General features: G+C 72.7%; 28 protein-coding genes. 10 read left to right on the top strand and 18 right to left on the bottom strand.

All coding sequences use genetic code 11. From position 1 onward, the window contains the following. Positions 1-23: 23 nt before the first annotated feature. Entirely contained in the window at positions 24-983 is a 960-nt protein-coding gene (locus AB0M43_RS09130) for a DMT family transporter (protein WP_363722634.1), read from the bottom strand. A 56-nt stretch (positions 984-1,039) separates the two neighbouring features. Between AB0M43_RS09130 and AB0M43_RS09125 the strand changes: the two genes are divergently transcribed. Then, positions 1,040-1,882 carry an alpha/beta hydrolase gene (locus AB0M43_RS09125; protein WP_363722633.1) on the top strand — a complete coding sequence of 281 codons (843 nt, stop codon included), beginning with the start codon at positions 1,040-1,042 and terminating at the stop codon, positions 1,880-1,882. A gap of 106 nt (positions 1,883-1,988) precedes the next feature. Here AB0M43_RS09125 and AB0M43_RS09120 read toward each other — a convergent pair whose 3' ends face one another. The 3 genes from AB0M43_RS09120 to AB0M43_RS09110 form a co-directional block, all read right to left on the bottom strand. After that, complete coding sequence (locus tag AB0M43_RS09120; protein WP_363722631.1) at positions 1,989-2,780, bottom strand: NAD(P)-dependent oxidoreductase; 792 nt, start codon at positions 2,778-2,780, stop codon at positions 1,989-1,991. 11 nt (positions 2,781-2,791) lie between these two features. Continuing rightward, positions 2,792-3,445: a hypothetical protein gene (locus tag AB0M43_RS09115; protein WP_363722629.1), complete on the bottom strand. Its 654-nt coding sequence runs from the start codon at positions 3,443-3,445 to the stop codon at positions 2,792-2,794. Positions 3,446-3,809: 364 nt separating this feature from the next. Beyond that, the gene (locus AB0M43_RS09110) at positions 3,810-4,430 is read right to left on the bottom strand and encodes a TetR family transcriptional regulator C-terminal domain-containing protein (protein ID WP_363722627.1); all 621 of its coding nucleotides are present in this window, start codon (positions 4,428-4,430) and stop codon (positions 3,810-3,812) included. Positions 4,431-4,493: 63 nt separating this feature from the next. On the opposite strand from AB0M43_RS09110, the gene AB0M43_RS09105 reads away from it, so the two are divergent. Further along, positions 4,494-5,123, top strand: coding sequence for a DUF1453 domain-containing protein (locus AB0M43_RS09105; protein ID WP_363722626.1), 630 nt, complete (start codon positions 4,494-4,496; stop codon positions 5,121-5,123). 68 nt (positions 5,124-5,191) lie between these two features. Here AB0M43_RS09105 and AB0M43_RS09100 read toward each other — a convergent pair whose 3' ends face one another. From AB0M43_RS09100 to AB0M43_RS09085, 4 genes are all read right to left on the bottom strand, one after another. Then, complete coding sequence (locus AB0M43_RS09100; protein WP_363722624.1) at positions 5,192-5,434, bottom strand: hypothetical protein; 243 nt, start codon at positions 5,432-5,434, stop codon at positions 5,192-5,194. A gap of 197 nt (positions 5,435-5,631) precedes the next feature. Next, entirely contained in the window at positions 5,632-6,615 is a 984-nt protein-coding gene (gene meaB / locus AB0M43_RS09095; RefSeq protein WP_363722622.1) for a methylmalonyl Co-A mutase-associated GTPase MeaB, read from the bottom strand. A gap of 3 nt (positions 6,616-6,618) precedes the next feature. Then, positions 6,619-8,760, bottom strand: a complete 2,142-nt coding sequence (gene scpA, locus AB0M43_RS09090; RefSeq protein ID WP_363722620.1) for a methylmalonyl-CoA mutase — start codon at positions 8,758-8,760, stop codon at positions 6,619-6,621. Next, positions 8,757-10,550 carry a methylmalonyl-CoA mutase subunit beta gene (locus AB0M43_RS09085; protein ID WP_363722618.1) on the bottom strand — a complete coding sequence of 598 codons (1,794 nt, stop codon included), beginning with the start codon at positions 10,548-10,550 and terminating at the stop codon, positions 8,757-8,759. The genes scpA and AB0M43_RS09085 overlap by 4 nt, the downstream gene beginning before the upstream one ends. A 294-nt stretch (positions 10,551-10,844) precedes the next feature. Between AB0M43_RS09085 and AB0M43_RS09080 the strand changes: the two genes are divergently transcribed. The 3 genes from AB0M43_RS09080 to AB0M43_RS09070 all read left to right on the top strand — a co-directional run bounded on the left by AB0M43_RS09080 (position 10,845) and on the right by AB0M43_RS09070 (position 13,060). Continuing rightward, positions 10,845-11,222, top strand: a complete 378-nt coding sequence (locus AB0M43_RS09080; protein ID WP_363722617.1) for a glyoxalase superfamily protein — start codon at positions 10,845-10,847, stop codon at positions 11,220-11,222. A gap of 76 nt (positions 11,223-11,298) precedes the next feature. Further along, entirely contained in the window at positions 11,299-12,201 is a 903-nt protein-coding gene (locus AB0M43_RS09075; RefSeq protein ID WP_363722616.1) for a phosphatidylinositol-specific phospholipase C, read from the top strand. Between the two features lie 82 nt (positions 12,202-12,283). Continuing rightward, on the top strand, positions 12,284-13,060 hold the full coding sequence (locus AB0M43_RS09070; protein ID WP_363722615.1) for an enoyl-CoA hydratase/isomerase family protein: 777 nt from the start codon (positions 12,284-12,286) through the stop codon (positions 13,058-13,060). A gap of 32 nt (positions 13,061-13,092) precedes the next feature. Here AB0M43_RS09070 and AB0M43_RS09065 read toward each other — a convergent pair whose 3' ends face one another. Genes AB0M43_RS09065 through AB0M43_RS09050 form a run of 4 tightly spaced genes read right to left on the bottom strand, consistent with a single transcriptional unit; the run spans position 13,093 to position 17,361 of the window. Further along, positions 13,093-13,914 carry a carbohydrate ABC transporter permease gene (locus AB0M43_RS09065; RefSeq protein ID WP_363722614.1) on the bottom strand — a complete coding sequence of 274 codons (822 nt, stop codon included), beginning with the start codon at positions 13,912-13,914 and terminating at the stop codon, positions 13,093-13,095. Further along, positions 13,911-14,834 carry a sugar ABC transporter permease gene (locus AB0M43_RS09060; RefSeq protein WP_363722613.1) on the bottom strand — a complete coding sequence of 308 codons (924 nt, stop codon included), beginning with the start codon at positions 14,832-14,834 and terminating at the stop codon, positions 13,911-13,913. Before AB0M43_RS09060 ends, AB0M43_RS09065 begins: the two co-directional genes overlap by 4 nt. Position 14,835: 1 nt before the next feature. Next, positions 14,836-16,131, bottom strand: a complete 1,296-nt coding sequence (locus AB0M43_RS09055) for an ABC transporter substrate-binding protein (protein WP_363722611.1) — start codon at positions 16,129-16,131, stop codon at positions 14,836-14,838. A 24-nt stretch (positions 16,132-16,155) separates the two neighbouring features. Then, entirely contained in the window at positions 16,156-17,361 is a 1,206-nt protein-coding gene (locus tag AB0M43_RS09050; protein ID WP_363722609.1) for an ROK family transcriptional regulator, read from the bottom strand. Positions 17,362-17,633: 272 nt separating this feature from the next. Here AB0M43_RS09050 and AB0M43_RS09045 point away from each other — a divergent pair, with 272 nt between their 5' ends. Next, positions 17,634-19,355, top strand: a complete 1,722-nt coding sequence (locus tag AB0M43_RS09045) for a glycosyl hydrolase family 8 (RefSeq protein WP_363722607.1) — start codon at positions 17,634-17,636, stop codon at positions 19,353-19,355. A gap of 69 nt (positions 19,356-19,424) precedes the next feature. On the opposite strand, the gene AB0M43_RS09040 is transcribed toward AB0M43_RS09045, so the two are convergent. From AB0M43_RS09040 to AB0M43_RS09030, 3 genes are all read right to left on the bottom strand, one after another. Continuing rightward, positions 19,425-20,093 carry a nucleotidyltransferase domain-containing protein gene (locus AB0M43_RS09040; protein WP_363722605.1) on the bottom strand — a complete coding sequence of 223 codons (669 nt, stop codon included), beginning with the start codon at positions 20,091-20,093 and terminating at the stop codon, positions 19,425-19,427. Then, positions 20,090-21,292 carry a benzoate/H(+) symporter BenE family transporter gene (locus AB0M43_RS09035; protein ID WP_363722604.1) on the bottom strand — a complete coding sequence of 401 codons (1,203 nt, stop codon included), beginning with the start codon at positions 21,290-21,292 and terminating at the stop codon, positions 20,090-20,092. The genes AB0M43_RS09040 and AB0M43_RS09035 overlap by 4 nt, the downstream gene beginning before the upstream one ends. Positions 21,293-21,392: 100 nt before the next feature. Next, the gene (locus AB0M43_RS09030; RefSeq protein WP_363722602.1) at positions 21,393-21,584 is read right to left on the bottom strand and encodes a hypothetical protein; all 192 of its coding nucleotides are present in this window, start codon (positions 21,582-21,584) and stop codon (positions 21,393-21,395) included. Between the two features lie 39 nt (positions 21,585-21,623). On the opposite strand from AB0M43_RS09030, the gene AB0M43_RS09025 reads away from it, so the two are divergent. Further along, positions 21,624-22,238, top strand: coding sequence for a LysE family transporter (locus tag AB0M43_RS09025; protein ID WP_363722600.1), 615 nt, complete (start codon positions 21,624-21,626; stop codon positions 22,236-22,238). 34 nt (positions 22,239-22,272) lie between these two features. Here the strand turns inward: AB0M43_RS09025 and AB0M43_RS09020 are convergent, their stop codons facing one another. Together AB0M43_RS09020 and AB0M43_RS09015 are read right to left on the bottom strand one after the other, a co-directional pair. Continuing rightward, entirely contained in the window at positions 22,273-22,440 is a 168-nt protein-coding gene (locus AB0M43_RS09020; RefSeq protein WP_363722598.1) for a hypothetical protein, read from the bottom strand. Further along, entirely contained in the window at positions 22,437-23,015 is a 579-nt protein-coding gene (locus AB0M43_RS09015) for a hypothetical protein (protein WP_363722597.1), read from the bottom strand. The genes AB0M43_RS09020 and AB0M43_RS09015 overlap by 4 nt, the downstream gene beginning before the upstream one ends. 90 nt (positions 23,016-23,105) lie before the next feature. On the opposite strand from AB0M43_RS09015, the gene AB0M43_RS09010 reads away from it, so the two are divergent. The 3 genes from AB0M43_RS09010 to AB0M43_RS09000 all read left to right on the top strand — a co-directional run bounded on the left by AB0M43_RS09010 (position 23,106) and on the right by AB0M43_RS09000 (position 25,222). Continuing rightward, the gene (locus AB0M43_RS09010; protein WP_363722595.1) at positions 23,106-23,969 is read left to right on the top strand and encodes an amidohydrolase family protein; all 864 of its coding nucleotides are present in this window, start codon (positions 23,106-23,108) and stop codon (positions 23,967-23,969) included. Between the two features lie 61 nt (positions 23,970-24,030). After that, positions 24,031-24,999, top strand: a complete 969-nt coding sequence (gene sph / locus AB0M43_RS09005) for a sphingomyelin phosphodiesterase (protein WP_363722593.1) — start codon at positions 24,031-24,033, stop codon at positions 24,997-24,999. A 97-nt stretch (positions 25,000-25,096) separates the two neighbouring features. After that, positions 25,097-25,222: a hypothetical protein gene (locus tag AB0M43_RS09000; protein ID WP_363722591.1), complete on the top strand. Its 126-nt coding sequence runs from the start codon at positions 25,097-25,099 to the stop codon at positions 25,220-25,222. Positions 25,223-25,252: 30 nt separating this feature from the next. On the opposite strand, the gene AB0M43_RS08995 is transcribed toward AB0M43_RS09000, so the two are convergent. Further along, positions 25,253-26,089 carry an EamA family transporter gene (locus AB0M43_RS08995; RefSeq protein ID WP_363722589.1) on the bottom strand — a complete coding sequence of 279 codons (837 nt, stop codon included), beginning with the start codon at positions 26,087-26,089 and terminating at the stop codon, positions 25,253-25,255. Positions 26,090-26,102: the final 13 nt, after the last annotated feature.

The raw sequence follows: 26,102 nt of genomic DNA, 5'->3' as shown, positions 1-26,102 counted from the left end.
CCAGTTCAACACCTTTTTTATGATTACGAGTGTGCGTCCGACCCCGCACGCGCCGGTTCGTCCGGGGTCGGACGGCCGCTCGCCCCGATCGCGACGGCGGCCAGTGCCACCCCGACCCCGATCACGGTGTTGACGGCCAACTGGTGCCCGGGGGCGGGCGCCACCAGGTCGAGGACGACGGCCCCGACGAGCTGACCGGCCACACTGCCCAGCGCGAACACCAGCACCCCGGTCGCGCGCACCACGGTCGCGGCGATCGCGATGAACAGGATGCCCAGCGGCCCGCCGACGTACAGCCACGGGGCGGTGGGCACCGTCGTCGGCAGGCCGCGCACGGCGACGACGACGGCGGCGACGAGGACCAGCGCGACCGTACCGGCGAGGAAGTTCACCAGGGCCGCCGGCAGTGCCGCCCGGGCGGCCTCGCGGACCCGGCCGTTGACGGCCTGCTGCCAGGCGATGGCCACCCCGGCGACGACCGCGACGGCGGCCAGCCCGATCCCCGACAGGCTGTCCACCCGGTCGGCGACCGCGATGGTGACGGCCACGAGGGCGACACCCGCGCCGATCAGCCGGCGGCGGGTGACCGGCTGGGCGGCGGCGGGTCCGAGGCCGGCCCGGTCGACGAACAGGCCGCTGGCGAGCTGTCCGCCGACGACGGACACGCTGAACAACGCGACCCCGAGGCTGGCGACGGTCAGACCCTGGGCGGCGACGAACAGCGCCCCGCAGGTGCCGCCGAGCAGGTGCCAGAACCGCAGTTCCCCGGTCCGCAGGGCGGTCCTGATCCGGCCGAGGGCCCGCCGGCCGGCCGGGAACGTCGGGACGAGCAGCAGGAGCAGGACCAGGCCGGAACCGAAGGAGAACGTCGCGGCGGCCACTCCGTCGTGCAGCTGGTGGCCGAGTTCTCCGTTCACCCGGGCCTGGACGGCCATGGCGGCGCCGCACAGCGTGGCGAGGGCGATTCCGAGGGGGCGTTGCATTCCCTTGATCCTGCCCGACCCGACGGCGCGGCGGCGTTCCTTGCGAGGATGTTCACATGGCTACCTTCCCCTCATACGACGGCACCGTGCTCGCCTACCACGAGAAGGGCGACGGACCGCCCCTGGTGTGCGTGCCGGGCGGTCCGGCCCGCGCGTCGGAGTACCTCGGTGACCTGGGCGGACTGTCCGCGCACCGCCGGCTCGTCCTGCTCGACAACCGGGGCACCGGCGACTCGGCCGTGCCCGCCGACCCCGCGACGTACCGCAGCGACCGGCTCGTCGACGACGTCGAGGCGCTCCGCGCGGCCCTGGGCCTGGAGACGTTCGACCTGCTCGGACACTCGGCGAGCGGCGCGGTCGCGCTGCGGTACGCGGCCCGGTTCCCGCACCGGCTGCGCCGCCTGGTGCTGGTGGCCCCGGGCCTGGCCGAGGTGGGCCTGGCCGCCACGGACGACGAGCAGGGCGCGGTGATCGGGTCCCGGGCCGGCGAGCCGTGGTTCCCCGAGGCCCTCGCGGCCCTGCGGACCTGGCTCGGCGGCGAGGACAGCCCCGCGTTGACCCTCGCCCGGTCCCCGTTCTTCTACGGCCGGTGGGACGAGCGGGCCGCCGCGCACGTCGCGTCCGGCGAGCGGCAACGCAACCCCGAGGCCGCCGAGCTGTTCTCCGCCGAGGGCGCGCACACCCCGGCGGAGACGGTGCCGGCCCTGGCCAAGGTGGAGGCCCCGGTGCTGGTCCTGGCCGGTGCGCTCGACCCGAGCCCGGTGGTCCGGATCGCGGGGGAGGCCGCCGACCTGTTCCCGAACGGCCGGCTCGTCGTCCTGCCGGGCGGCGGCCACTTCCCGTGGCTGGACGACGAGGCGGCGTTCGTCCGCGCGGTGGAGGACTTCCTCGCCGAGTAGCCGGACCGGCGCGCGTCCGCCACGCGGCCCAACCCCGGCGTTCGACCGTCCGCGTGCCGCCGGGTCCCCGACGTGGGGGACCGGGCGGCACGCGCGGAACGCCTGGCTACATCGGCTCGCCGAGCGGCGCCCGGCAGAACGCCCCGCCGACCTGCACCAGGTCGGGTTCGCTCGACCAGTCGGGCTCGGGCTGGCCGGCGAGGACCTTGTCCGCGTACCCCTCGGCGTCGTCTTGCGGGTGGTAGCCGATCTCCTCGCCGGCGGCCAGGGACCACCACCGCCGGGTGTTGGCGCTGACGCCCCACACGGCCCGGTACCCGGTGAGCGGGGTGGTCAGCGCGGCCTCGACCATCCGGCCGCAGTCGTCGGGGGACAGCCACGTCGCCAGGGACCGCACGTTGAACGGCTCGGGGAAGCACGACCCGATCCGCAGCGCCGTGACGGTCATCCCGAACCGGTCCGCGTACAGCTTGCCGAGGGCCTCCATGGCCGTCTTGGAGACCCCGTAGTAGGTGTCGGGGCGGACCTCGACGTCGGCGGGCATGTCGCCCTCGCCGCGCTCCTGGAAGCCGACCGCGTGGTTGGAGGAGGCGAGCAGCACCCGGGGCACTCGTGCGAGCCGGGCGGCCTCCAGGACGTTGCGGGTGCCGTCGATGTTGACCCGGAGGATGTCCGCCCACGGCCCCTCGACGGAGACGCCCGCGAGGTGCACGACGGCGTCGACCCCGGCGCACGCGGCCGTCAGCGCGTCGAGGTCGGTGATGTCGGCGGTGCGGATGTCCTCGGGGCCGTCCTCGACCGGGGCGAGGTCGACGAGCCGCAGGGTGTGGTGGGCGAGGCGGGTACGCAGCATCCGCCCGACGGAGCCGGCCGCGCCGGTGATGAGCACATGAGTCACGACTCCGAACCCTACCTGCGGCACTGCCAGGACGTCGCGTCGTCCCGATTGGTGAACTCTGCCCGGGCTTCGGCGCCGAACTGACGCCGGCAGGCCGCGGTGAGGTCGGTGTCGTAGAGGAAGAGCCCGATGGAGTCCGAGCACGCCCAGTTGTCCACGGCCGCGTCCGGCCCCTGGGCGGCGCGCCGGAGCCGGGCCTGCCCGCCGGTGGTGGCCGCGCAGTGTCCGGGGACGTCGGGGGCGCCGAGCACGGTGACCGTGGGGGCGGCGCTGGTCGGCGGGCCGCTGGTGCGCGGCCCGGACCGGGTGGGCGTGGGGCTCGGCGACGGCGACGCGCTGGGGGTCGGGGCCCCGGTCGTCGCGGTGGCCCGCCGGGTCGCGGGGGCCGCCGCCTCCGCGTTGGAGGTCGGCAGGACCGGGCCGGGGCGCTCGTCGGTCCGGGTCGCCGTCCACAGGCCCACCCCGGCGAGCAGGGCGATCACCCCGCACAGCACCACCATCGCGTACCTGCGCCGTGGCCCCCGGGCCAGCCCCAGCTCCACCGTGTCCTGACTGGACGCGACGGGCAGCTCCCGGGTGGCGCCCTCGCCGGCGCCGGCGTGCTCGGGGGGCAGCCAGGGCGCGACACGCAGCCGGCTGCCGGGACGGTCGTCGGGGGTGGACATCCGGTTCCCTTCGTGGTGGGCAGGGATGCAGCGTACGGAGTCCAACGCCCGCTTCGGGCCGGGGGACACGGTGTTGAGAATGATTTAAGGGTCTTTCCAGGGATAACCCTGTTCACTGGTTCCCGGACACCCTATGTTCATATCCATCGGATCCGGACGATGTGGCGTCTGTGATGACGACCACGGGTGGACGACCCCTCCGGTCCCCGGGCCGCGTCCACAGTGGTGCACCGGTCGGCGGTCACCCCCCTCTCGGCGGGGCGGCCGCCGACTCCTTTCCCGACAGTCCGCGCAGGTCGGCCCGCGAGCCGGGCATCCCGTTCCGGCGGCGGTCCGGGCGCCCGGCAGAGCCTGCGGTGGGGGCTCAGTCCGCGAGCAGCGTGTCGAGGTGCCGGCCGAGGACGGCCCGCTGGGTGTCCGGCGGCAGCCGGTCGGGGTGCAGCACGGCGTTGACGGCCAGCCCGTCGAGTACCGCGCACAGCCGTTCGGTCTCCAGCGCCGGGTCCAGGCCGCTCACCAGCCGGCCCGCCGCGTCGGCCCGGGCGAGGACGCGCCCGACGATGGTGCGCATCCCCTCGTACAACCTGAGGGCTCTGGGGTGTAGCTCGGGTCGGGTCCTGGCCGCCGTGACGAAGGCCAGCCAGACGACGATCTCGTCCCGGCGCGCGTCGTCGAGGGGGAGGAACTCGCCGAGCAGGTCCTCGACGTCCCTCCGGCGGACGGAGGCGGTGCCCCGGGCCGGGTCGTTCAGCCGCTCGACGTGCGCCAGGATCCGGCCGGTGACCCGGTCGGTGAACTCGTCCAGCGCGAACAGGGTCAGCTCGGTGTGGCTGGTGAAGTAGTGCCGGACGGAGCCGATCGCGAGGCCGGCCTCGTCGGCGATGGCCCGCAGGGTCGCGCCCTCCAGCCCGTCGCGGCGGATCACCCGGAATGCGGCGTCGGTGACGGCGAGCCGGCGGGCTCCGGGGTCCACGATCTTCGGCATGGCCTTTTATAGCATGCCCGTGTTATTTTATTTGGCATAACCATGCTAAATAAGGGGGAAGTCGTGAGTTCCTGGATCGTGCCGGCCGTCGTGGCCGTCGCCGTGGTCGCCCTGATCGTCAAACGCCTGGTGGGGGAGCCGCTCAACGCCCGCGACCTCGCGCTGCCGCCGCTGGTCCTGGTCGGGATCGGGGTGTACACGGTGGCCAAGGTCGACCACCTGACCACCCTGGATGTCGCGTGGACCGTCGGCGGCGCGGTCGTCGGGCTCGCGTTCGGGGCGGTGCGCGGTACGACGGTCCGGCTGTTCGCCCGCGACGGGGTGCTCTGGCAGCGGTACTCCGGGTGGACGTTCGCCGTGTGGCTCGGTTCGCTCGCCGTGAGCCTGGGGCTCGGCTGGCTGGCGGTAGGCGCGGGCACCAACGCGCAGGCCCGCCCGATCACGCTGTCCATCGGGGTGAGCCTGCTCGGCGAACTCGCCACCCTCGGCCTGCGCGCCCTGTCGACCGGCGTGCCGTTCGCGCCCGGCGCGGGGAACCCGTTGTCCGGGGCCGGACAACCCGGCCCCGCCCGGCGTGACCCGCTCTCCGGCGTCCTGGACGCGCTCCGGACCGCGCGGACCCCACCTCCGGCCGGCGAGAACCCGTCCCTCCGCGAGGCGGCGGCCCGGCTGCGCGCCCGGACCCGCGACTGAGCCGGCACGCCCTCCAGTGCCACCCAACCCCGGCGCCTTCCGGGCCCCGCCCGCCCAGCCCCTGAGCCTCAGCCCGTGACCGTCACCGTCCGCAGCACCTCGGCGCGCCCCTGCCGCCCGAACAGCCAGTTCTCGGCCCAGCGGCGCAGCCCGCACGGCCAGTCCATCCCGCACAGTTCGCACACGGCGAACTCCTCGTGGCTGAGGTGGCAGGCGTACTCCTCCAACGCGATGGAGGTCAGTTCGGCGATCACCTCGGGGGTGTCCTCCGGAGGTTCCCCCTCGTCGCACCGCGCGTCTTCCTCGCCCATGCCGCCCACCGCCCTCACGATTCGGCCCCATTGTCCATGACGCGCCCGCAACCGGCGGGTGACGGCACTATTCGACACCATGGCCGGAAATCGTCCGCCACCGCACCGCCGCCCACGGGAGCGGGTGTGCGCCGACCCAGGTCCAACGAGCCGTGCGGGCTACGGGGGACGGCGCCGGCCCCAAGTCGAACGGCAGCTCAGGCCGCCGGGCCCCGGAACGCCCGCAGGATCCGGTCGGCGGCCGACGTCGGCGTCACCGTGCCCTCGACGACGGCCCGCTCCATTTCGGGGGCGAGCGCCACCACCTGGGGATCGGCGCGCAACTCGTCCAGCAGCCGGCCGCGCACGGTCGCCCACACCCAGCCGACCTGCTGCCGCCGCCGACGGGCCGCCAGTTCCCCGGACGCGGCCAGGGTGTCCTGGTGCCGGACGACCTGCTCCCACACCGTGTCCAGCCCGACCCCGGTCAGCCCGCTGCACGTGAGGACCGGCGGGTCCCAGCCGTGTTCGGGGTGCCGGAGCAGCCGGAGCGCCCCGGCGAGTTCGCGGGCGGCCGAGCGCGCCGCCGCCTCGTGGTCCCCGTCGGCCTTGTTGACCGCGAGGACGTCGGCGAGCTCCAGTACCCCCTTCTTGATGCCCTGGAGCTGGTCTCCGGTGCGGGCGAGGGTGAGCAGCAGGAACGAGTCGACCATGTCGGCGACGGTCGTCTCGGACTGGCCGACGCCGACCGTCTCGACGAGGACGACGTCGTAGCCGGCGGCCTCCAGGATCACCATGGCCTCGCGGGTGGCCCGCGCGACCCCGCCGAGCGTGCCGGCGGTGGGGGAGGGCCGGATGAAGGCGTGGTCGTCGGCGGACAGCCGGGTCATCCGGGTCTTGTCGCCGAGGATGCTGCCCCCGGTCCGGGTGGACGACGGGTCCACGGCCAGCACGGCCACCCGGTGCCCGAGGCCCGTCAGGTGCGTGCCGAGCCCGTCCACGAAGGTCGACTTGCCCACGCCGGGTACCCCCGTGATGCCGACCCGGCGCGCGTTCCCGGCGTGCGGGGTCAGCGTGACCAGCAGTTCCTGGGCGAGCGCGCGGTGGTCCGCCCGGGTGGACTCGACCAGGGTGATGGCCCGGGCGATCCAGGACCGGTCGCCGGCCAGGACCCCCCGGGCGTACTCGTCGACGGTCGGCATCTCCTACCGCTCGGTGTGGCCGAGCTGCGCGGACAGGTCCCGCAGCAGGTCCAGGGCCGCGTCGGCGATCACGGTCCCGGGCGGGAAGATCGCCGCCGCCCCGGCCTCGTGCAGCTCCGCGAAGTCCTGCGACGGGATGACGCCGCCGACCACGATCATGATGTCGGGCCGGCCCAGGGCCGCGAGTTCCGCCCGCAGCGCCGGCACCAGGGTCAGGTGCCCGGCGGCGAGGGAGGACACCCCGACGATGTGCACGTCGGCCTCCACGGCCTGCCGGGCGACCTCGCCCGGGGTCTGGAACAGCGGGCCGACGTCCACGTCGAAGCCGAGGTCCGCGAACGCCGTGGCGATCACCTTCTGGCCCCGGTCGTGCCCGTCCTGGCCCATCTTCGCGACGAGGATCCGGGGCTGGCGGCCCTCGTTCTCGGCGAACAGGGCGGTCGCGGCGCGCACCTTCTCGATGTTGGACACTGCTCCGGCCTCGGCGCTGTACACCCCGGAGATGGTACGGATCTGGCCGGAGTGCCGCCCGTACACGGTCTCCAGCGCGTCGGAGATCTCCCCGACGGTGGCCATGGCCCGCGCGGCGTCGATGGCGAGCGCGAGCAGGTTCGCGTCCCCGCGCGCCCCGTCGGTGAGCGCCTGCAACGCGGCGGCCACGGCGGCGTCGTCGCGTTCGAGCCGCAGCCTGCGCAGCTTCTCGATCTGGCTGGCCCGGACCTGCGCGTTGTCCACCTTGAGCACGTCGATCGGCTCGTCGGCGTCCGGCCGGTACTTGTTCACCCCGATCACGGGCTGCCGGCCGGAGTCGATCCGCGCCTGGGTGCGCGCGGCGGCCTCCTCGATCCGCAGCTTCGGGATGCCCTCGTCGATGGCCTGGGCCATGCCGCCGGCCTTCTCGACCTCCTGGATGTGCGCCCAGGCGCGCTCGGCGAGGTCCTGGGTGAGCCGCTCCACGTAGTCGCTGCCGCCCCACGGGTCGATGACCCGGGTGGTGCCGGACTCCTGCTGGAGGAGCAGCTGGGTGTTGCGGGCGATCCGGGCGGAGAAGTCCGTCGGCAGCGCCAGGGCCTCGTCGAGGGCGTTGGTGTGCAGCGACTGGGTGTGCCCCTGGGTCGCGGCCATCGCCTCGATGCACGTCCGCGCGACGTTGTTGAACACGTCCTGCGCGGTCAGCGACCAGCCGGACGTCTGGCAGTGCGTGCGCAGGCTCAGCGACTTCGGGTTCTTCGCCCCGAACTCCCGGACCAGCTTCGCCCACAGCAGCCGGCCGGCGCGGAGCTTGGCGACCTCCATGAAGAAGTTCATCCCGATGGCCCAGAAGAACGACAGCCGGGGGGCGAACGCGTCCACGTCCAGGCCGGCGTCGCGGCCCGCGCGCAGGTACTCGACGCCGTCGGCCAGGGTGTACGCCAGCTCCAGGTCGGCCGTCGCGCCCGCCTCCTGGATGTGGTACCCCGAAATGGAGATCGAGTTGTACCGGGGCATGTGCTCGGAGGTGAACCGGAAGATGTCCGAGATGATCCGCATCGACGCCGTGGGCGGGTAGATGTAGGTGTTGCGGACCATGAACTCCTTGAGGATGTCGTTCTGGATGGTCCCCGACAGCTGCTCGGGGGCGACACCCTGCTCCTCGGCCGCGACGATGTACAGCGCCAGGATCGGCAGCACCGCCCCGTTCATCGTCATCGACACGCTCATCTTGTCCAGCGGGATGCCGTCGAACAGCTGCCGCATGTCGTAGAGGGAGTCGATGGCCACGCCCGCCATGCCCACGTCCCCGGCGACCCGGGGGTGGTCGGAGTCGTAGCCCCGGTGGGTGGCCAGGTCGAACGCGACGGACAGCCCCTTCTGGCCGGCCGCCAGGTTGCGCCGGTAGAACGCGTTGGACGCCTCGGCGGTGGAGAACCCGGCGTACTGGCGCACGGTCCACGGCTGGGTCACGTACATCGCCGGGTACGGCCCGCGCAGGTAGGGCGCGATCCCCGGGTACGTGCCCAGGAAGTCCAGGCCCTCGGTGTCGGCCCCGGTGTAGACGGGCTTGACGTCGATGCCCTCGGGGGTGCGCCAGACGGGTTCGGCGGCCGGCGTCCCCGGCTCCGGGGTGGCCGTCCCCAGCTCGACGGTCGAGAAGTCGGGGATCATCGGGCCACTCCCAGGTCGTCGAGGGTCGAGTCGCACACGGCGACGGCGTCGCAGCCGGCGTACAGGTAGTCGGCGACCTGTTCGGAGGTGCCGCGCCTCCCGGCGAGCCAGACCCGGGTCGCGCCGGCCGCCCGGAGCGCCTCGGCGGCAGGCCCGGCCTGGTCGGCGTACACCTTGTCGCTGGAGCACAGGCAGGCCACGGTCGCGCCGCTGGCCGCGAAGTCCGCGACGTCGCCGGTGACCGTGCCGATCCCGCCGGCCGCGAACAGGTTCGCCGCGAACGACGCCCGCGCGGTGTGCGCCGACACGGGGCCGAGGGTGGCGAGGAAGACGGTGGGCCGGGCCGGGTGCGCGTCCGCCCGGTCCCGCAGCGCCTCGAAGTCCTGTGCATATCGCACCCGGGGCAGGCCGCCGGAGCGGGGCGCGGGCGCGGGGTCGCGGACCGGCAGCTTCTCGTCCAGGTTCGGGAACTCGCTGACCCCGGTGATCGGGTCCTTCCGCCGGGCGATGTTGGCCCGCCGCTCCGCCCAGGTCGCGGCCAGCCGGTCGGCCACCGGCCCGTCGAGGGCCGCGGCCATCCCGCCGGCCCGCTCGATCTCGGTGAACCAGTTCCACGCGGCCTTCGCCAGGTCCTCGGTCAGGTTCTCCACGTACCACGACCCGCCGGCCGGGTCGGCGACCCGCGCGACGTTGGACTCCTCGACCAGCAGCGACTGGGTGTTGCGGGCGATCCGCCGGGTGAACCCGTCCGGCAGCCCGAGCCGCGCGTCGAACGGCCGCACGGTGACCGCGTCGGCCCCGCCCACCCCGGCCGCGAACGCCGCGAGGGTGGTCCGCAGCATGTTCACCCACGGGTCCCGCGCCGTCATCATGGCGTCGGAGGTGACCGCGTGCTGGCGCTGGCCGCGCGCCTCGGGGGCGGCCCCGCACACCTCGGCGACCCGGGACCACAGCCGCCGGGCGGCGCGCAGCTTGGCGATGGTGAGGAACTGGTCGGCGGTGGCCGCGTACCGGAACTCCAGCTGCCCGAGGGCGTCCTCGACGGACAGACCGCCCCCGGTGAGCGCGCGGAGGTAGGCCACGCCGGTGGCCAGGGCGCAGCCCAGCTCCTCGGCGTCGGAGCCGCCCGCGTCGTGGTAGACGGTCGCGTCGACGGTGACCGCCCGGGTGCCCGCCGGGCAGCGCCGGGCGAGGTCGGCGAGATCCAGGTCCAGGTGCTGCCCGGTGCGGGCGCGCAACCCCAGCGGGTCCGCCCCGAGGTTCCCGCCGGGCGCGACCTCCCGGCCGGCGGTCAGCGCGAACCACGCCTCGGCGGCGGCGAGGGTGTCGGCCCCGGCGTCGAGGACCACGGGTGCGAGGTCGAGCAGGACGCCGTCGAGGACCCGACCCAACCCCGGGACGGGTACGCCGGACGGGCCGAGCACCAGCCAGACCGAGGTGACGCCGTTCTCCAGGTCGGCCAGTACCGCCTCGCGGGTCACCGCCGGGTCCGGGTGCTCGTGGCGCTGCCGCAGGTCCCAGCCGCCCGCCGTGGCCCGGGCGCCCCGGGTGTACGGCGCGGCCCCCGGCAGCCCGGTCGGCGGCGCGCCGTCCTCCGCCGTGTACAGGGGAGCGATCCGCACCCCGTCGTACGTGGTCGTGGCCAGTATCCCCTCGACCTGGTCGAGGGGGGTCTCCTCGTCGGCCTTGCCCAGTTTGCGCAGCACACCGGCGGCGAGGTTCCGCCACTCGTCACGCGTCGCCGTGGGAAAGCCGGTGGCCAGGAGAAGCTCGTCGGGACGCACCGTCATGAACGGATGTTAAGGCCGGGCCACCGGTCACCTACGCGCGAGTAGCCGATTGTGAGAATGTCCACCCGCGTGTCGCCCCGTCCCGGGCGCGCCGGTCCGCCCGGAGCGTCCGCCGGTCGACCGCCCGCGTCCGGCCGACGGACGGGGATCCGGGGCGCGGGATGCGCGGGAGCGTGGTGACCATCCGCCGAGTGCCTCCGGGCCGGGGTCACACACCCGGCGTAACCGTCGATGTTCCCGGGTCCGGGGTGTCCGGGCCCCTGTCCGGGGGCCGGTCCCGGGCATAATTCCGGCATGACCGTGATCTTCGAGCGCACCGTGCCCATCCTCCGGATCTTCGACGTCGCCAAGGCGCACGAGTTCTACGTCGACTACCTGGGCTTCACGGTCGACTGGGAGCACCGGTTCTCCCCGACGGCCCCGCTGTACACCCAGGTGTCGCGCGGGGCCCTGGTGCTGCACCTGTCCGAGCACCACGGCGACGGCACCCCGGGCACGGCCGTGTACGTCGAGCTGACCGGTGTCCGGGAGCTGCACGCGGAACTGCGGGCCAAGGCGTACCCGTCGCTGAATCCGGGTCTGGAGGACGACGAGCTGGGCCTGTCCCTGACGCTCCTCGACCCGTTCGGCAACCGGCTGCGGCTGAACCAGCGGCACATGCCAGAAAGGTGAATCTTTTTCCTCTACTCTGGACCCGGGGCGCACGGGAGCGATACCTTTCGATCTCCTGACGGGATCGGAGTACACCGTGCACCCTCGGCGCAGAGACCTCCTGCTCGGCGCGGCCGCACTGACCGCCGCGACCCTGCTGCCCGCCGCCCCGGCCGCGGCCACGCCCGACCCCCCGACCGCACCGGGGTTCGGGGCCCCAGCCGACTGGATGTCCCCGCTCCCCGCGGCCACCCCGCTGTGGAAGCTCACGATCCCCGGCACCCACGACACCTGCGCCCTGTACGGCGGCCCGGCCGCCCAGTGCCAGACCCAGTCGGTGCCCGCCCAACTGGAGGCCGGCGTCCGGTTCCTGGACATCCGGTGCCGGGCGACCGGCGGCTCGTTCGCGATCCACCACGGGCCGGTGTACCAGAACCTGATGTTCGGCGACGTGCTCGTGAGCTGCTGGAACTTCCTCGCCGCGCACCCCGGCGAGACGATCCTGATGCGCGTCAAGCAGGAGTACTCCTCGGTGTCGGACGCCGAGTTCGGCGCGATCTTCACCGACTACCTGGACCGCCGGGGCTGGCGGAGCCTGTTCCGCCTCGACGACGGCCTGCCCGCGCTCGGCGACGTCCGGGGCCGGGTCGTGCTGATCGGGGACAACGGCGGGATCGGCGGCATCCGCTGGGCCGGCCCGCTGATGGACCTCCAGGACGCCTGGGACGTGCCGACGGTCTTCCACCGGAGCCAGAAGTGGGGGCGGGTCGCGACCCAGCTCGACCGGGCGGCGGCGAACACGGCCCCGAAGCTGTTCGTCAACTTCGCCAGCGGCAGCAGCGCCGGCTGCTACCCGGACGCGGTCGCCTCCTACGTCAACCCCCGGCTGCGGGACAAGGTCGCCGGGATGCCCGCCCACGCCCCGCTGGGCATCGTGGTCACCGACTTCGCCGACCGCTTCGCCCCGACCCTGCCGTCCCTCCTGATCACCCACAACTGAAGACCCTTTTCCGGGTACTGACACCACCCGGCCCGGCCGCCTCCCGGGCCACCGCGCCCCGCCCCGCCGTAGGGTGGGCCGGGTGACCGAGACTGCGGGCCTGCGGGCCGAGGTGGCCGACGACGGCCTCGCCACCCTGACCATCGCCCGCCCCGAGAAGCGCAACGCCCTCACCCTGGCCATGTGGACGGCGATCCCGGGCCTGCTCGCCGACCTGGCCGCCGACCCCCGGGTCCGGGTCCTGCTGGTCACCGGCGAGGGCGGCACGTTCTCGGCGGGCGCGGACATCGCCGAGCTCCTGGAGGTCTACGCGGACCCGGAGCGCGCCGACGCCTACCACCGGATCAACGTGGCCGCCGAGGAGGCGCTCGCCGCGTTCCCGCGCCCGACGATCGCGGTGGTGCGCGGCTCCTGCGTCGGCGGCGGCGCGCAGCTCGCCGTGGCGTGCGACCTGCGGTTCGCCGAGCCGGAGGCCCGGTTCGGGATCACCCCGGCGAAGCTCGGCGTCGTGTACCCGGCGGTGCCGACCGCGCGGCTGACCCGCCTGGTCGGCCCGGCCCGCGCGAAGTATCTGCTCTACTCGGCCGAGCTGGTGCCCGCCGGGCGCGCCCAGGACTGGGGGCTCGTGGACGAGGTGGCCCCGGACATGGACGCCCGGGCGCGGGAGTTCGCGCTGCTCCTGGCGTCGCGGTCCCCGCAGACCCTGGGCGCGGTGAAGGCCGTGGTCGACGCGGTGGTCTCCGGCGGCGACCCGCAGGCGGCCGTGGAGCCGTGGGAGAAGCGGTCCCGGACCGGCCCGGACGTGCCGGAGGGGCTGGCCGCGTTCGTCGAACGCCGCCAGCCCCGCTTCGAAGGTTGATCAGCTGCCGCCGGACAGTCCCCGCACGCCGATCACCCCTTGACCCCCGTCAGCGTGACCCCTTCCACGAACGCCTTCTGCGCCAGGAAGAACACCAGGATCACCGGTGCCATGACCAGCACCGTCGCGGCCATCACCAGGTTCCACTCGACGTGGTGCATGCTGCGGAACGACGCCAGGCCCAGCGACAGGGTCCAGTTCGCCTCGTTCTCGCTGGTGTAGAGCAGCGGGCCGTAGTAGTCGTTCCAGGCGTAGAAGAACTGGAACATGGCGGTGGCGGCGATGCCGGGCTTGGCCATCGGCAGTACCACCTTGAGCAGCGTCTTCCACTCGCCGCACCCGTCGACCCGCGCCGCGTCGAGGTACTCGTCGGGGATGGTCAGCAGGAACTGGCGCAGCAGGAAGATCGAGAACGCGTCGCCGAGCAGCATCGGGATGATCAGGGGCCACAGGGTGCCGGTGAGGCCGGCCTTGGCCCACATCAGGTACAGCGGCACGGTCACCACCTGCGGCGGCAGCATCATCATGCAGATCACGGCCATGAACATCGTCGTGCGGCCCTTGAACTTGATCTTCGCCAGGGCGTACGCCGTCGGCACGCTGGCCAGCAGCATCGCGAGGGTGGCGCCCCCGGCGTACATCACGGTGTTGAGCAGGTAGCGGGGCATCGGGGTCTTCTGGAACACCTCGATGTAGTTCTCCGGGTGCCAGGACGTGGGCCAGTAGTTGGCCGTCATGGCCTGGTCGCCGCTCATCAGGGACGTGAGCACGATGAACACGACCGGTCCGAGGAACATGATGGTCAGGGCGATGCCGATGCTGTGCTGGGCGATCCACACGAGTCGGGTCTTCACGAGGCACCTCCGAGGAACGCCTTGTTGCGGCGGAGCAGGATCACGGTGACGGAGAACGCGACGAGGAACAGCACGACGGCCAGGGCGTTGGCGTAGCCCATCGCGCCGTAGCGGAACCCGACGACGTACAGCCACAGCGGGTAGGTGAACGTCGACTCCTGGGGGTAGCCGAAGGTGGAGCTGATCCCGCCGCCCGTCGTGGCCTGGTCGGAGGCGACACTCGCCGCGACGGCCGCCTGGGTGAAGTACTGCAACGTCGCGATCGTCGTGGTGATCACCGCGAACAGGATCACCGGCGAGATCGTCGGCAGGGTGATGTGCCGCATCTTGTGCCAGGCGTTCGCGCCGTCGAGCTCGGCCGCCTCGTACTGCGCCTTGGGCACGTCGAGCATCGCCGCCAGGAAGATCACCACCAGGTCACCCATGCCCCACAGCAGCAGCAGGGTCAGGGACGGCTTGGACAGGTCGGGGTCGTTGAACCACAGCGGCCCCTCGAACCCGAACCACTCGATGACCGCGTTGACCGGCCCGGTCCCCGGCTTGAACAGCGCGACGAACGCGATGGTCGCCGCGACCGGCGGGGCGAGATAGGGCAGGTAGAAGACGGTGCGGTAGAAACCCGAGGCCTGCCGGTACTTGGTCAGCAGGAACCCGGTCAGCAACGCGCCGAGCACCTTCGCCGGCACCATCACCGCGACCAGCCACGCCGTGTTGTACGCCGCCTTCCGCAGACTCGCGTCCTCCAACATGAACTTGTAGTTGTCGAGCCCGACCCACTCCGGGGTACTGAGCAGGTCGAACCTCGTGAACGACAGGAACACGCTGGCGAGCAGGGGGTACACGAAGAACACGGTGATCCCGAGGAGCGCGGGGGCGACGAACGAGATCACGGCGAGTCTGCGGCGGGCGGCGTACGTCACGTCAGCCGCCCAGCTTCATGACGGCGTTGACCTGCTTGTCGACCTCGGCGAGTCCGGCCTCGGTGGCCTTGCCGGCCTGCCACTCCTCGAGCCACTTGGCGAACGTCTCCTGGTACGCCGGCCCCGAGGCGGTCGGGGGCGTGGTCGACGAGTTCGGGTTGTTGAACATGTCCACGAACACCTTGAACTCCGCGTCGAGCTGCAGGTCCGGGGCGGCGAGGGCGGCCTTGGTGCTGGGGATGTTGCGCAGCGAGTTGGACAGCCCGACGATCGCCTTGGTGTCGTTGGTCAGGTAGCGGATCAGTTCCCAGGCCGCCTCGGGGTTCTTCGCGGTCTTGGACACGCCGATCACGTTGCCGGTGACGTAGCCCGCGCCGTGCCGCTCGGCGGTCAGCGTCGGCAGGGGAGCGACCCCGAACTTCACGTCCGGCGCCTGGTCCTTGAGGAACGCGGCCCGGAACTCGCCGTCCACGTTCATGGACACCTGGCCCTTGTGGAACGCGTTGTCGGCCGAGAACTCGTCACCGAGGCTGGCCTTGAACTTCTCCAGGTTGGCGTACCCGTACCAGTCGACGAGCTCCTTCTGCCACTTGAGCAGCTCCTTCCACGCCGGGTCGGTACCGATCGCGGAGGTCTCGTCGCTCTTGAGCCACTTGCCGCCGACCATCGGGCCCCAGTGCGAGGCGGAGTTCTCGTAGAAGCCGAACAGCGGCAGGAAGCCGGCCCGCTCGATGGTGCCGTCGGCGGAGCGCTTGGTCAGCTTCTTCGCCGCGTCGGACAGCTCCGCGAGGGTCTTGGGCACCGAGGTGATCCCGGCCTCGGCGAACTGGGTCTTGTTCACGTACAGGCCGTAGGAGTCGGCGAGGAACGGCATCGCGCACCGCTTGCCCCGGTACTCGGTGTACTGCTTGACCAGGTCCGGGTACCCGCCCATGTCGACCTTGTCCCGCGCGATGTACGGCGACAGGTCCCGCCACGCGCCCGAGGCGCACAGCTTGCCGACCATGTCGGTCGAGTACGACAGCCCGATGTCGGGCCCCTTGCCGCCGGCGATGGCCTGGACCATCTTGCTGTCGTCCTGGCTGTCCTTGACCTCCACCTTGATCTTCGGGTGGGTGGTCTGGAAGTCCTTCACGGCGGCGGCGATCGCCTCGGACTCCCGCCCGGTGAAGAAGTGCCAGAACTCGACGGTGCCGGACGCCTCCTGCCCGGCGGCGGCGATCTTGTCGGTGTCGCCGCCGGACGAACAGCCGGCCAGGGCCAGGGCCACGGCGAGTACCAGTGCGGTGCGTTTCATGGGGTGCTCTCCTGAAAGGGGGAATCAGAACTGCAGGCCGGACAACAGGTGTTCCCGGACGGCGGACAGTGCCGCGTCCAGCGCGCCGAGCAGGGCGGCGTCGTCGGTGACCCCGGTCGAACTGATCGGGGTGCGCAGCGGGCCGGCGGTGTTCAGCGCCGACTCCACCGCGGCGCGGAGCGCCTCGCCGCCCGCCTGGGACACCTCGCCGGCCAGCACGACCAGCGGGGGATCGAGAACGGCGACGACGGCGGCGAGGCCGACGGCGATCCGTTCGGCGAGGGCGGCGAGGAACGCCGCGGACTGGGGGGTACCGGCGGCGACGGCCAGGGCCACCGCCGCCGGGGCGGTGCGCGCGCCGAACCCGTGCTGGCGGGCCAGGGCCTCCACGGCCGTCCCGCCGACGAGGTCGTGGAAGTCGGGGCGGCCGTCGGGGCCGGGCATCCCGATCGGCATGTACCCGATCTCGCCGGCGCCCTGCCGGGCACCGCGCAACAGGGTGCCCGCGAGGTCGATGGCCAGACCGATGCCCTCGCCGAGCCAGAGCAGCGCGAAGCCCTCGGTGGCGTCGGGTCCCGGGCCGCCGGCCGGCTGGGCGGCCACGCCCCGGTGCCGTTCGGCGACGGCGGCGAGATTCACGTCGTTGTCCACGTCGACGACCTTGAGTACCCGGCGGCGCAGCTCGCCGACCAGGCCGGGCCGGCTCCAGCCGGGGACGTCGATGTGGTGCACGGTGTCGGTCCGCGCGTCGTAGGAGCCGGGCACGGCCACCTGTACGTGGTCGAGCTGGCGCATCGTGATCCCGGCCTGCCGGCAGACCTCGGCGAGCGCGTCGGTGACCGCGTCCACCGGGTCGGTGGCCCGGGGGTCGATGTGCAGCTCGGCGCGGGCCCGCAGGGTGCCGGTCAGGTCGCAGACGGCCGCCGACAGCGCGGGGAGGGTGGCGCTGCTCAGGGTGTCGCGGACGGACACCGCCGCCGCGTACGCCGCGTTGGGGTTGGCCGCGTACACGTCGGCGTTGGGGCCGGGGCCGCCGCTGGTCCGGCCGACGATCATCGCGAGCCCGGCCTCCTCCAGGCGGCGGAGCACGTCCGAAGTGGTCGGCTTGGACAACCGGGTCAGGGCGCGCAGGTCGCCCCGGGTGAGGGGGCCGCGTTCGAGGAGGTGTCCGAGCGCGGCGGATTCGTTGATCGCCCGCAGTAGTCGGGAGGAGCCCGCAAGCCTGGCCATGACGCCACCTTCGTCGCACGAGATGAATAGAAAGACTGACTTACTATCGTGGGAGGACGCTAAGTCGGTGCACGGCCCATGTCAATACGTTGACGGGATCCTTAACAATTGGGCTGGTCAGAGGGCGGAAAAACCGACACTGTGCCAATAGGAAGACTGCCTTACCCAATCCCTTGACACCACTCGACGCACCGGCATACGTTCCGATTCGTCACCCGGGCCCGGGTCACAGCGCGTCACCCCTCATGACCGCCCGCAACGAGGAGGCACCCATGCCCCGCCCCCCTGTGATCGCCCTTTCCGTCGCCGTAGCCGCCGCTCTCGCTGTCGGAGGGCTGGCAGTGCTGCCCGCCGGGGCCGCGGAGACCAACCTGGCCCTCAACCGTCCCGTCGCGGTGTCCTCCTCGGAGTCGTCCTCGCTCGGCGGCGCCAAGGCCGTCGACGGTTCGAGCAGCTCCCGGTGGGCCTCCGTCGAGGGTCATGACCCCGAATGGCTCCGGGTGGACCTCGGCGCGACGTACCCGGTGACCCGGGTGCTGCTGCGCTGGGAGGCCGCCTACGCGAAGTCCTACCGGGTCGAGGTCTCCGACGACACCACTACGTGGCGTCAGCTGACCGCGACGACCACCGGCAACGGGGGCTCCGACGACCTGACCGGCCTGTCGGGCTCCGGCCGCTACGTGCGGGTGTACGGCACCCAGCGCGGCACGGCCTACGGCTACTCCCTGTTCGAGGTCGAGGTGTACGGCGGCGGCACCACGCCGACCCCGACCGCGAGCCCCACGGCCGCGCCCACCACCGCCCCGCCGACGACCGCGCCCCCGACCACCCAGCCGCCCGGCGGCCCGGCCGTCCCGTTCGGCAGCCACCTGTACCCGTACGTGGCCGGCACCCTGCGGCCCAGCGGTTCCCAGTCGACGGTCGACCAGGCCGTGGTGACGTACTACCAGAAGTGGAAGAACGCGTTCGTCCGGCAGAACTGCGGCAACGGCTGGTACGAGGTCATCTCCCCGGACGCCGACCACCCGTACGTGGCCGAGGCCCAGGGCTACGGCATGGTCATCGTCGCCACCATGGCCGGCGTGGACCCGGACGCGAAGAAGATCTTCGACGGCATGGTGAAGTTCATGCTGGCCCACCCGTCCGTGAACAACAAGGACCTCCTCGCCGCCGAGCAGGACGCCGCCTGTAAGAGCGTCAGCGGCAGCGACTCGGCCACCGACGGCGACATGGACGTCGCCTACGGCCTGCTGCTCGCCTCGAAGCAGTGGGGCAACGCGGGCACGTACAACTACCAGCAGCTGGCGATCAAGCACATCAACGCGATCAAGGCCAGCGAGATCAACCCGTCCACGAACCTGCTCACGTTCGGCGACTGGAGCACGCCGGGCGAGGAGCACTACTACATGACCCGCCCGTCGGACCACATGATCGACCACTTCCGGGCGTTCCGGAAGGCCACCGGGGACTCCGCGTGGGACACGATCCGCCAGGCGCACCAGACGCTGACGACGAACCTGCAGAACCAGTACTCGCCGAACACGGGTCTGCTGCCGGACTTCGTCATCAACACCAACTCCAGCGCGCGGCCCGCCCAGGGCCAGGTCCTGGAGGACCCGAACGACGGGTACAACTGGTGGAACTCCTGCCGCACCCCGTGGCGGCTCGGCGCCGACGCGGCCGTCAACGGCGACGCGGCCTCGCGCACCAGTGCCCGCAAGCTGACCACCTGGATCCGGGCGAAGACCGGTAACGACCCGTCGAAGATCGCCATCGGGTACAAGCTGGACGGCACCCAGATCTCCTCGGGCAGCGAGCCGGCGTTCTTCGCGCCGTACGCGGTCGCGGCGATCAACGACCCGGGCGCCCAGACCTGGGTGGACTCCCTGTGGTCGAAGATGCTGGCCACCCAGCCGGGCACCACCGACTACTACTCGACGAGCATCCAGCTCCAGACGATGATCGTGGTGTCGGGCAACTACTGGCAGCCGTAACCCGCCAGTACTGAACACCGGGGTCCGGCGTGTGTCGCGCCGGGCCCCGGACCCGTCACGGCAACCCCGTCACAGCGACCGCCGCCGGACCGACACCAGCCAGTCCTCGACCCGCGCCCGGTCCGGCTCCCACGGCAGCGGGCTGTCGGGCAGCGCCCGTTCGAACCGCCCGACGGCGGCCGCGTGCCACTCCTTCACCCGCTCCCACGGCACCTCGCCCCGCCGGACCGCGAGCAGCCGGTCCCGGTCGGCCCCGACGTCGACGGTCAGCGCCCCGGTCTCCAGCAGCCCGGTCCCGGCGTCGAGCAGCCGCAGCAGGTGCATGACGTGCTTCCAGGTCGGCGTGCCGTCCCGGGCGACGGCGTTCTCCGCCCGGTTGAGCTGGGCGCGGACGTAACCGAGGTAGGTCTGGTACACCTTGCGGGACAGGAACGCCTCCCGCAGTGCCAGCAGTTCGGTGCCCAGCGGCGTGCACACCTCCACGTGCGGGGAGTGCAGCACCTCCAGGATGTTCGGGTTCGCGGTCAGGGCCAGCGCGCAGAACCGCTCGACCTCCCAGCTGAACGGCTCCTCGCCCGGGCCCTCCACATGGGTCGGCGGCTTGTCGAACCGCCAGAACAGCGGGGTCGGGGCGACGTACACGCCGCGCCGGTCGTGGTCGGAGGTCGCCGTGGCCAGCCCGAAGGCCCGCGATCCGGCGACCACGGACAGGATGGAGTGCTCCTCGACCAGGTTCATCGGCCGATTGTTTCACCCGCCGAAACCCTTTTTCGGGTACGCAGCGTGAGCACCGCGTGCGCGCCCAGCCCCGCGACCAGCCCCCAGAACGCCGACCCGATCCCCAGCACGGTCACCCCGGACGCCGTGACCGCGAGCGTGATCAGCGCGGCCTCCCGGGCCGGCACGTCCTCCACGGCCCCGACCAGCCCGGTCAGCACCGCCCCGAGCAGCGCGACCCCGGCCACCACCGCGATCAGGGCCTTCGGCAGCGCGGAGAACGCCTGCACCAGCCCGGCGGAGAACACCCCGATCACCAGGTAGAACACCCCGGCGGACATCCCTGCGGTGTACCGGCGGCGCGGGTCGGGGTGCGCCTCCGGGCCGGTGCAGATCGCGGCGGTGATCGCGGCCAGGTTCACCGCGTGGCTGCCGAACGGGGCGAGCAGCACGGACACGATCCCGGTACCGCCGAGGAGTTTGCGGTCGTTCGGTTCGTAGCCCGAGGCGCGCAGCACCCCCAGCCCGGGCGCGTTCTGGGACGCCGAGGTGACCAGCAGCATGGGGATCCCGATGCTGATGATCGCCGACAGCGAGAACGCCGGCACCGTGAACTCCGGCCGGGTGACCTGCGCGCTGACCTGCGACAGGCCGTCGAGCTGACCCTGGGCGGCGGCGACGCCCACCCCGACGAGCAGCGCGAGGAGCACCGCGTACCGCGACGCCAGCCGCTTGGCCAGCACGAACACCACGATCACGGCCACGGTGAGGACCGGCGCGCCCGGCACCGCCTGGAACGCGTGCAGCACGAACTGGAGCAGTATGCCGGCCAGCAGCGCCGAGACGATGCCCGTCGGGATCCGCGCCATCAGCCAGCCGAACACGCCGGTCAGCCCGATCAGGGTCATCGCGACCGCGCTGAACAGGAACGCCCCGACCGCCGCCCGGTACGGGTAGTCGCCGAGCGACGTGACCAGCAGCGCCGCGCCGGGGGTCGACCAGGCCGTGATCACCGGCATCCTCGTCCACCAGCTCAGCACCAGCGAGGTGATCCCGCTGCCCACGGCGATCGCCCACACCCACGAGGCGCGCTGCCCGGTGGTGAGGTGCCCGGCCTCGGCGGCCTGGGTCACGATCGCGAACGGGCCGGAGAACCCGACCAGCACCGCGACGAGGGCGGCGACGGCCGCGGAGGGGGAGAAGTCCCGGAAGATCGTCACCGTCCGCAAGCTACCCGCCGCGCCCGCCGACCGCGACCGGATACTCCGACCCGGGTCCGGCCGCCGGGCCCCGCCCGGTCACCGGAACCCGACGGTCCGGTCACCGGACCCCGGACGTGGCCGCTCCTCGATCCGGCGCGCCGACGATGGCGTGCCGTCGTGGACCGCGCACGGTGTCCGCCCGCTCGACGGTGCCGGGGTCGTTCCTCGGCGCCCGCCGGATCCTCGGCGCGGCCGGCATTCCCGTCTGCCCCGCGACGGCTCCGGCCCCCGCCGTCGGATCGACCGGCATGCCGCGTGTCGTAGGGTGTCGTTCTCGGAGGGGGGTCCCGTGCTCACGAACTACCTGGCGGGCATCGTGCTCGGCCTAGGCCTGATCATGCCGATCGGCGCGCAGAACGTGTTCGTCCTCGGCCAGGGCGTGGCCGTCGGGCTGCCCCGGGCGCTGTGGGCGGTGGTGGGCGCGGCGCTGTGCGACACGCTGCTGATCCTGCTCGGCGCGGCCGGCGTCGGCGGGCTGCTCACCGCCGTGCCCGGGCTGCGGGCGGCGATGCTCGGCGCGGGCGCGCTGTTCCTGGCGTACCTGGGGGTGCGGGCGCTGCGGTCCACGGTCGCCGACCATCCGGCCGACGCTGCCCCGGCGGCGTTCGCGGTGCGCGGCGTCCTGGGCCGCACGGTGGCGGTCTCGCTGCTCAACCCGCACGCGATCCTGGACACCGTCGGGGTGATCGGCGCGGCGATCGTGGCCCAGCCGGCGGCGGGCCGGACCCTGTTCACGGCCGGCGCGGTCAGCGCCTCCTGGCTGTGGTTCGGCGTCCTGGGCGTCGGCGCCGCCCTGGCCCGCCGGTTCTTCACCCCGACCCGCCGGGTCTGGTTCGACCGCTTCTCCGGCCTGGTACTCCTCGTCTTCGCGGTCCTGCTCGCCGTGGAGCTGTTCCGCGCCTAGGAGCCCGCCCCGCGCGTCGGCGTTCCCTCCGCGCCTAGGGGGACGGAGTGGGCAGGAACGGCGGGGTCGGCAGCTGCCGCACCGGCGTGGGCCGGACGAACTCCGGATCGAAGACGCCGTAGTCGTCGAGGAGCCACCAGCCGCAGCAGCCCAGGCACAGGAGGACGGCCAGGACGCCGAGGGTGATCCAGAGCCACTTCACAGTGCCGCCCAGATGTTGTTCGCCACGGCCGCCGCCGCGGGCACCGCGAGTTCGGGGGTGGAGGGCCCGGCGGCGTAGGTGACGATGACCAGGTCGCCGTCGACCTGACTGAGCAGGTGGACGGTGACGAGCCGGCGGTCGGGGCCGGTGAGGGCGAAGGCGCAGGCCCGCCGTCCCACCCCGGGCACCGTGACCTCCACGCCCCGGGTCTCGGGATTGGCCCGCCAGGTCGCGCAGGTCGGGTCGTACGCCCTGTTCGCCATCTCCCTGGGGGGATTGCAGACCGTGGAGCCGTCGTCGGCACCGGCGCAGGAGCCGTGGCGTTCGAGGGTCGCGGTGAGCTCGGCGGTCCGGGGCCCGGTCGCCGAGCCCTTCACGGTGCAGGTCACGCTGTTGTACGAGTCGCCGGGCATCCGGGTGGTGACGGCGCGTTCGTGGCCGGGGACGAGCTGGCCGACGAGTTCCTCGCCGATCAGGACGCACGCGCTGTCCGGGGACGCGGGGGCGGGGGAGCAGGCCGCCAGGGCGGGCAGCAGGAGCAGCGCCGCCAGCCCGAGCCTTGTGGATCTTGTCATCGGCACGGAGCCTACAACAGCCGGATGGCCCTACTGGAAACTGTCCGTAAAGAAAGCCGGTCGGCGTTACCGGCCGGTAGGCTCGGCGGCATGACCGAGGTGTGGCGGGAGCTGGGTCTCCCGGGGCTGGTCGACGTGCACACCCACTTCCTGCCCGCCCCGGTCCAGGCCAAGGTCTGGGCGTACTTCGACGCGGCGGGCGCGAACTACGGCGTCGACTGGCCGGTCCACTACCGGGGCACGGTCCCCGAGCGCCTGGCCCAGCTCCGTGCCCAGGGTGTGCGCGCCTTCACCAGCCTCGTCTACGCGCACCGCCCCGGCATGTCGGCCTGGCTCAACGACTGGGCGGCACAGTTCGCGGCGGCCACCCCGAACTGCCTGCACTCGGCGACGTTCTTCCCCGAACCGGAGGCCGTCGGCTACGTCCGCGCGGCCCTCGACCGTGGCGCCCGGGTGTTCAAGGCGCACGTCCAGGTCGGCGGGTACGACCCCCTCGACCCGCTGCTCGACCCCGTCTGGGGCCTGCTCGCCGACGCCCGGGTCCCGGTGGTGATCCACTGCGGGTCGGGTCCGATGCCCGGCCGGCACACGGGTCCCGGTCCGGTCGGCGCGGTGCTGGCCCGGCATCCGGAGCTGCGCCTGGTGATCGCGCACCTGGGCCTGCCGGAGTACCACGAGCACCTGGACCTGGTGGCCCGCTACCCGGGCGTGTACGCCGACACCACGATGGTCGGCACCGACTTCACCGAGCGGCTGGCCCCGATGCCGGCGGACCTGGGCCCTCGCCTCGCCGCGCACGCCGACCGGATCCTGCTCGGCTCGGACTTCCCGTCGATCCCGTACCCGTACGCCCACCAGGTCGACGCGCTGGTCCGGCTCGGGCTCGGGGACGACTGGCTGCGTCGGGTGCTGTGGGGCAACGGGGCGGATCTTTTCGGGATCAGCTCCACATAGTTCACTTGTTGGGCACCTGGAGGGTGGACGCCGGCCACCCGGTACCCATAGAAAGATTTTCATGTTTCTCTCCGCCCCTCGGCGTGCCCTGCTGGGCACGCTCGCGGCCGCCGCGACGGCCGCCGTCCTGCTCCCCGCCACCCCCGCCCAGGCGGCCCCGCCCCGGCTGAAGGTGCTCAGCCACAACGTCTTCCTGATGAGCCGCAACCTGTACCCGAACTGGGGTCAGCTGCACCGCGCGGACCTGATCGCCAACGCGTCCTTCGCCTCGGGCAACGACGTGGTGGTCCTCCAGGAGGCGTTCGACAACGAGGCGTCCGACCGGCTGAAGGCCAACCTGGCCGGCCGCTACCCGCACCAGACCCCGGTCGTCGGCCGGTCCACCGCCGGCTGGGACGCGACCAGCGGCAACTACTCCGGCTCCACCCCGGAGGACGGCGGCGTCACGATCCTGAGCAAGTGGCCGATCGAGCGCCGCGAGCAGCACGTCTTCGTCGACGCGTGCGGGGCCGACTGGTGGTCGAACAAGGGCTTCGCCTACGTGGCGATCAATGTCAACGGCGTCCGCGCGCACATCGTGGGTACCCATCTGCAGTCCACCGACCCCGGCTGCTCCGCCGGGCAGGCCGCCGAGATCCGGGCGAAGCAGCTCCGCGCGATCGACGCGTTCCTGGACGCGAAGAACATCCCCGCCGCCGAGCAGGTCCTCGTCGCCGGCGACCTGAACGTGGACCACACCTCGGGGGAGTACCCGGCGATGCTGGCCGCCGGTGACCTGGCCGGCGCGGACACCCGCGACGGCTGGGCGTACTCGTTCGACACCCGGGACAACTCGATCGCGCACTACCGGTACCCGGGTGACCCGCGCGAGAGCCTCGACTACGTGCTGTTCCGGGCCGGGCACGCGCGCCCCGCCGGCTGGCGCAACACGGTGCTCAAGGCGCCGTCGCCGACCTGGTCGGTGACCAGCTGGTTCACCACGTACACCTACACGGACTACTCCGACCACTACCCCGTGGTGGGCGGCTGACGTCCCCTGATGTCATTACGACATCAGTAGGCCTTGACTGGCATCGCGTATGACGTCATGATGGTGTCATACCTGATGCCAGTGAAGGAGAACCACGATGAACATCGACTTTCTGCGCCGCCTCGGCAACCGCCCGCGGAACACGCCCCGCGCGCCGTACCCGGCCAGGCGGGTCGAGATCGCCGCCCGGCGCCGCGAGGAGTTCCGGCTGGCCGGGCGGTGAGCCCGGCCGGCCCGGGCCTCCCGGGCCCGGTCAGCCGATCGCGGCCGCCGCCACCCCGGCCACGGTCACGCCGACCCCGGTCAGCTGCCACCGGGACAACCGTTCGGTCAGCACCTGCCGCGCGATCAGCGCTGTCACCACGGGGGACAGCGACGCCAGCGCGGACACCACCGAGAGCATCGCGCCGGGCTGGGTCGCGGCGAGGGTGTAGGTCAGGTTCGCCGTGATCTCGGTACCGGCGATCAGCGTGATCCGCCCCAGCGACCCGGGGCCCACGGTCACCTGGTGCCGGGAGGCGAGCACGATCGCCGCGATCAGCGCCGTCATCGTGATCCGCTGCACGATCAGGGTCGTCGTCGCGTCCTGCTGGGCGCCCAGCGGGACGGCCGTGTAGACCACCCCGACACACGCCGCCGAGGTCAGAGCCATGATCATGGCCGGCCGGGGCGTGCGGCCGTGCGCACCCGGCGCGCGGGCCACCAGGGCCACCCCGGCGAGCGCCGCCCCGACGCCGAGCAGTTGCACCGGCTGCGGCCGTTCCCCGGTGGCCAGCCCGACGAGTACGGGCAGGACGGCCGCCGACGCCCCGATCGGGGCCACCACGCCCATCGCCGCGCCGGCCAGGGCCCGGTACATGGTGATCATCGCGGCGACCGCCGCCGCGCCGGCCACGACGCCCCAGGCCGCCGCGCCCGGGTGCGGGACGAGGCCCCGGACGGTGACGATCACGCACGTGCCCACCAGGATCAGGGGCTGGGCGATGAACAGCACGGTCAGGGCCGGCATCTGGCGGCTGATGCTGCCGCCGAGGAAGTAGGACGACCCCCACAGGCCGCTGGCTGTCAGCGCGAGTACCGCCGCGAACACCCTTACCTCCGTA

This window comes from Longispora sp. NPDC051575 (genome assembly GCF_040681875.1).
GTDB lineage: Bacteria > Actinomycetota > Actinomycetes > Mycobacteriales > Micromonosporaceae > Longispora.
This window is presented reverse-complemented; position numbering and strand designations above follow the sequence as displayed.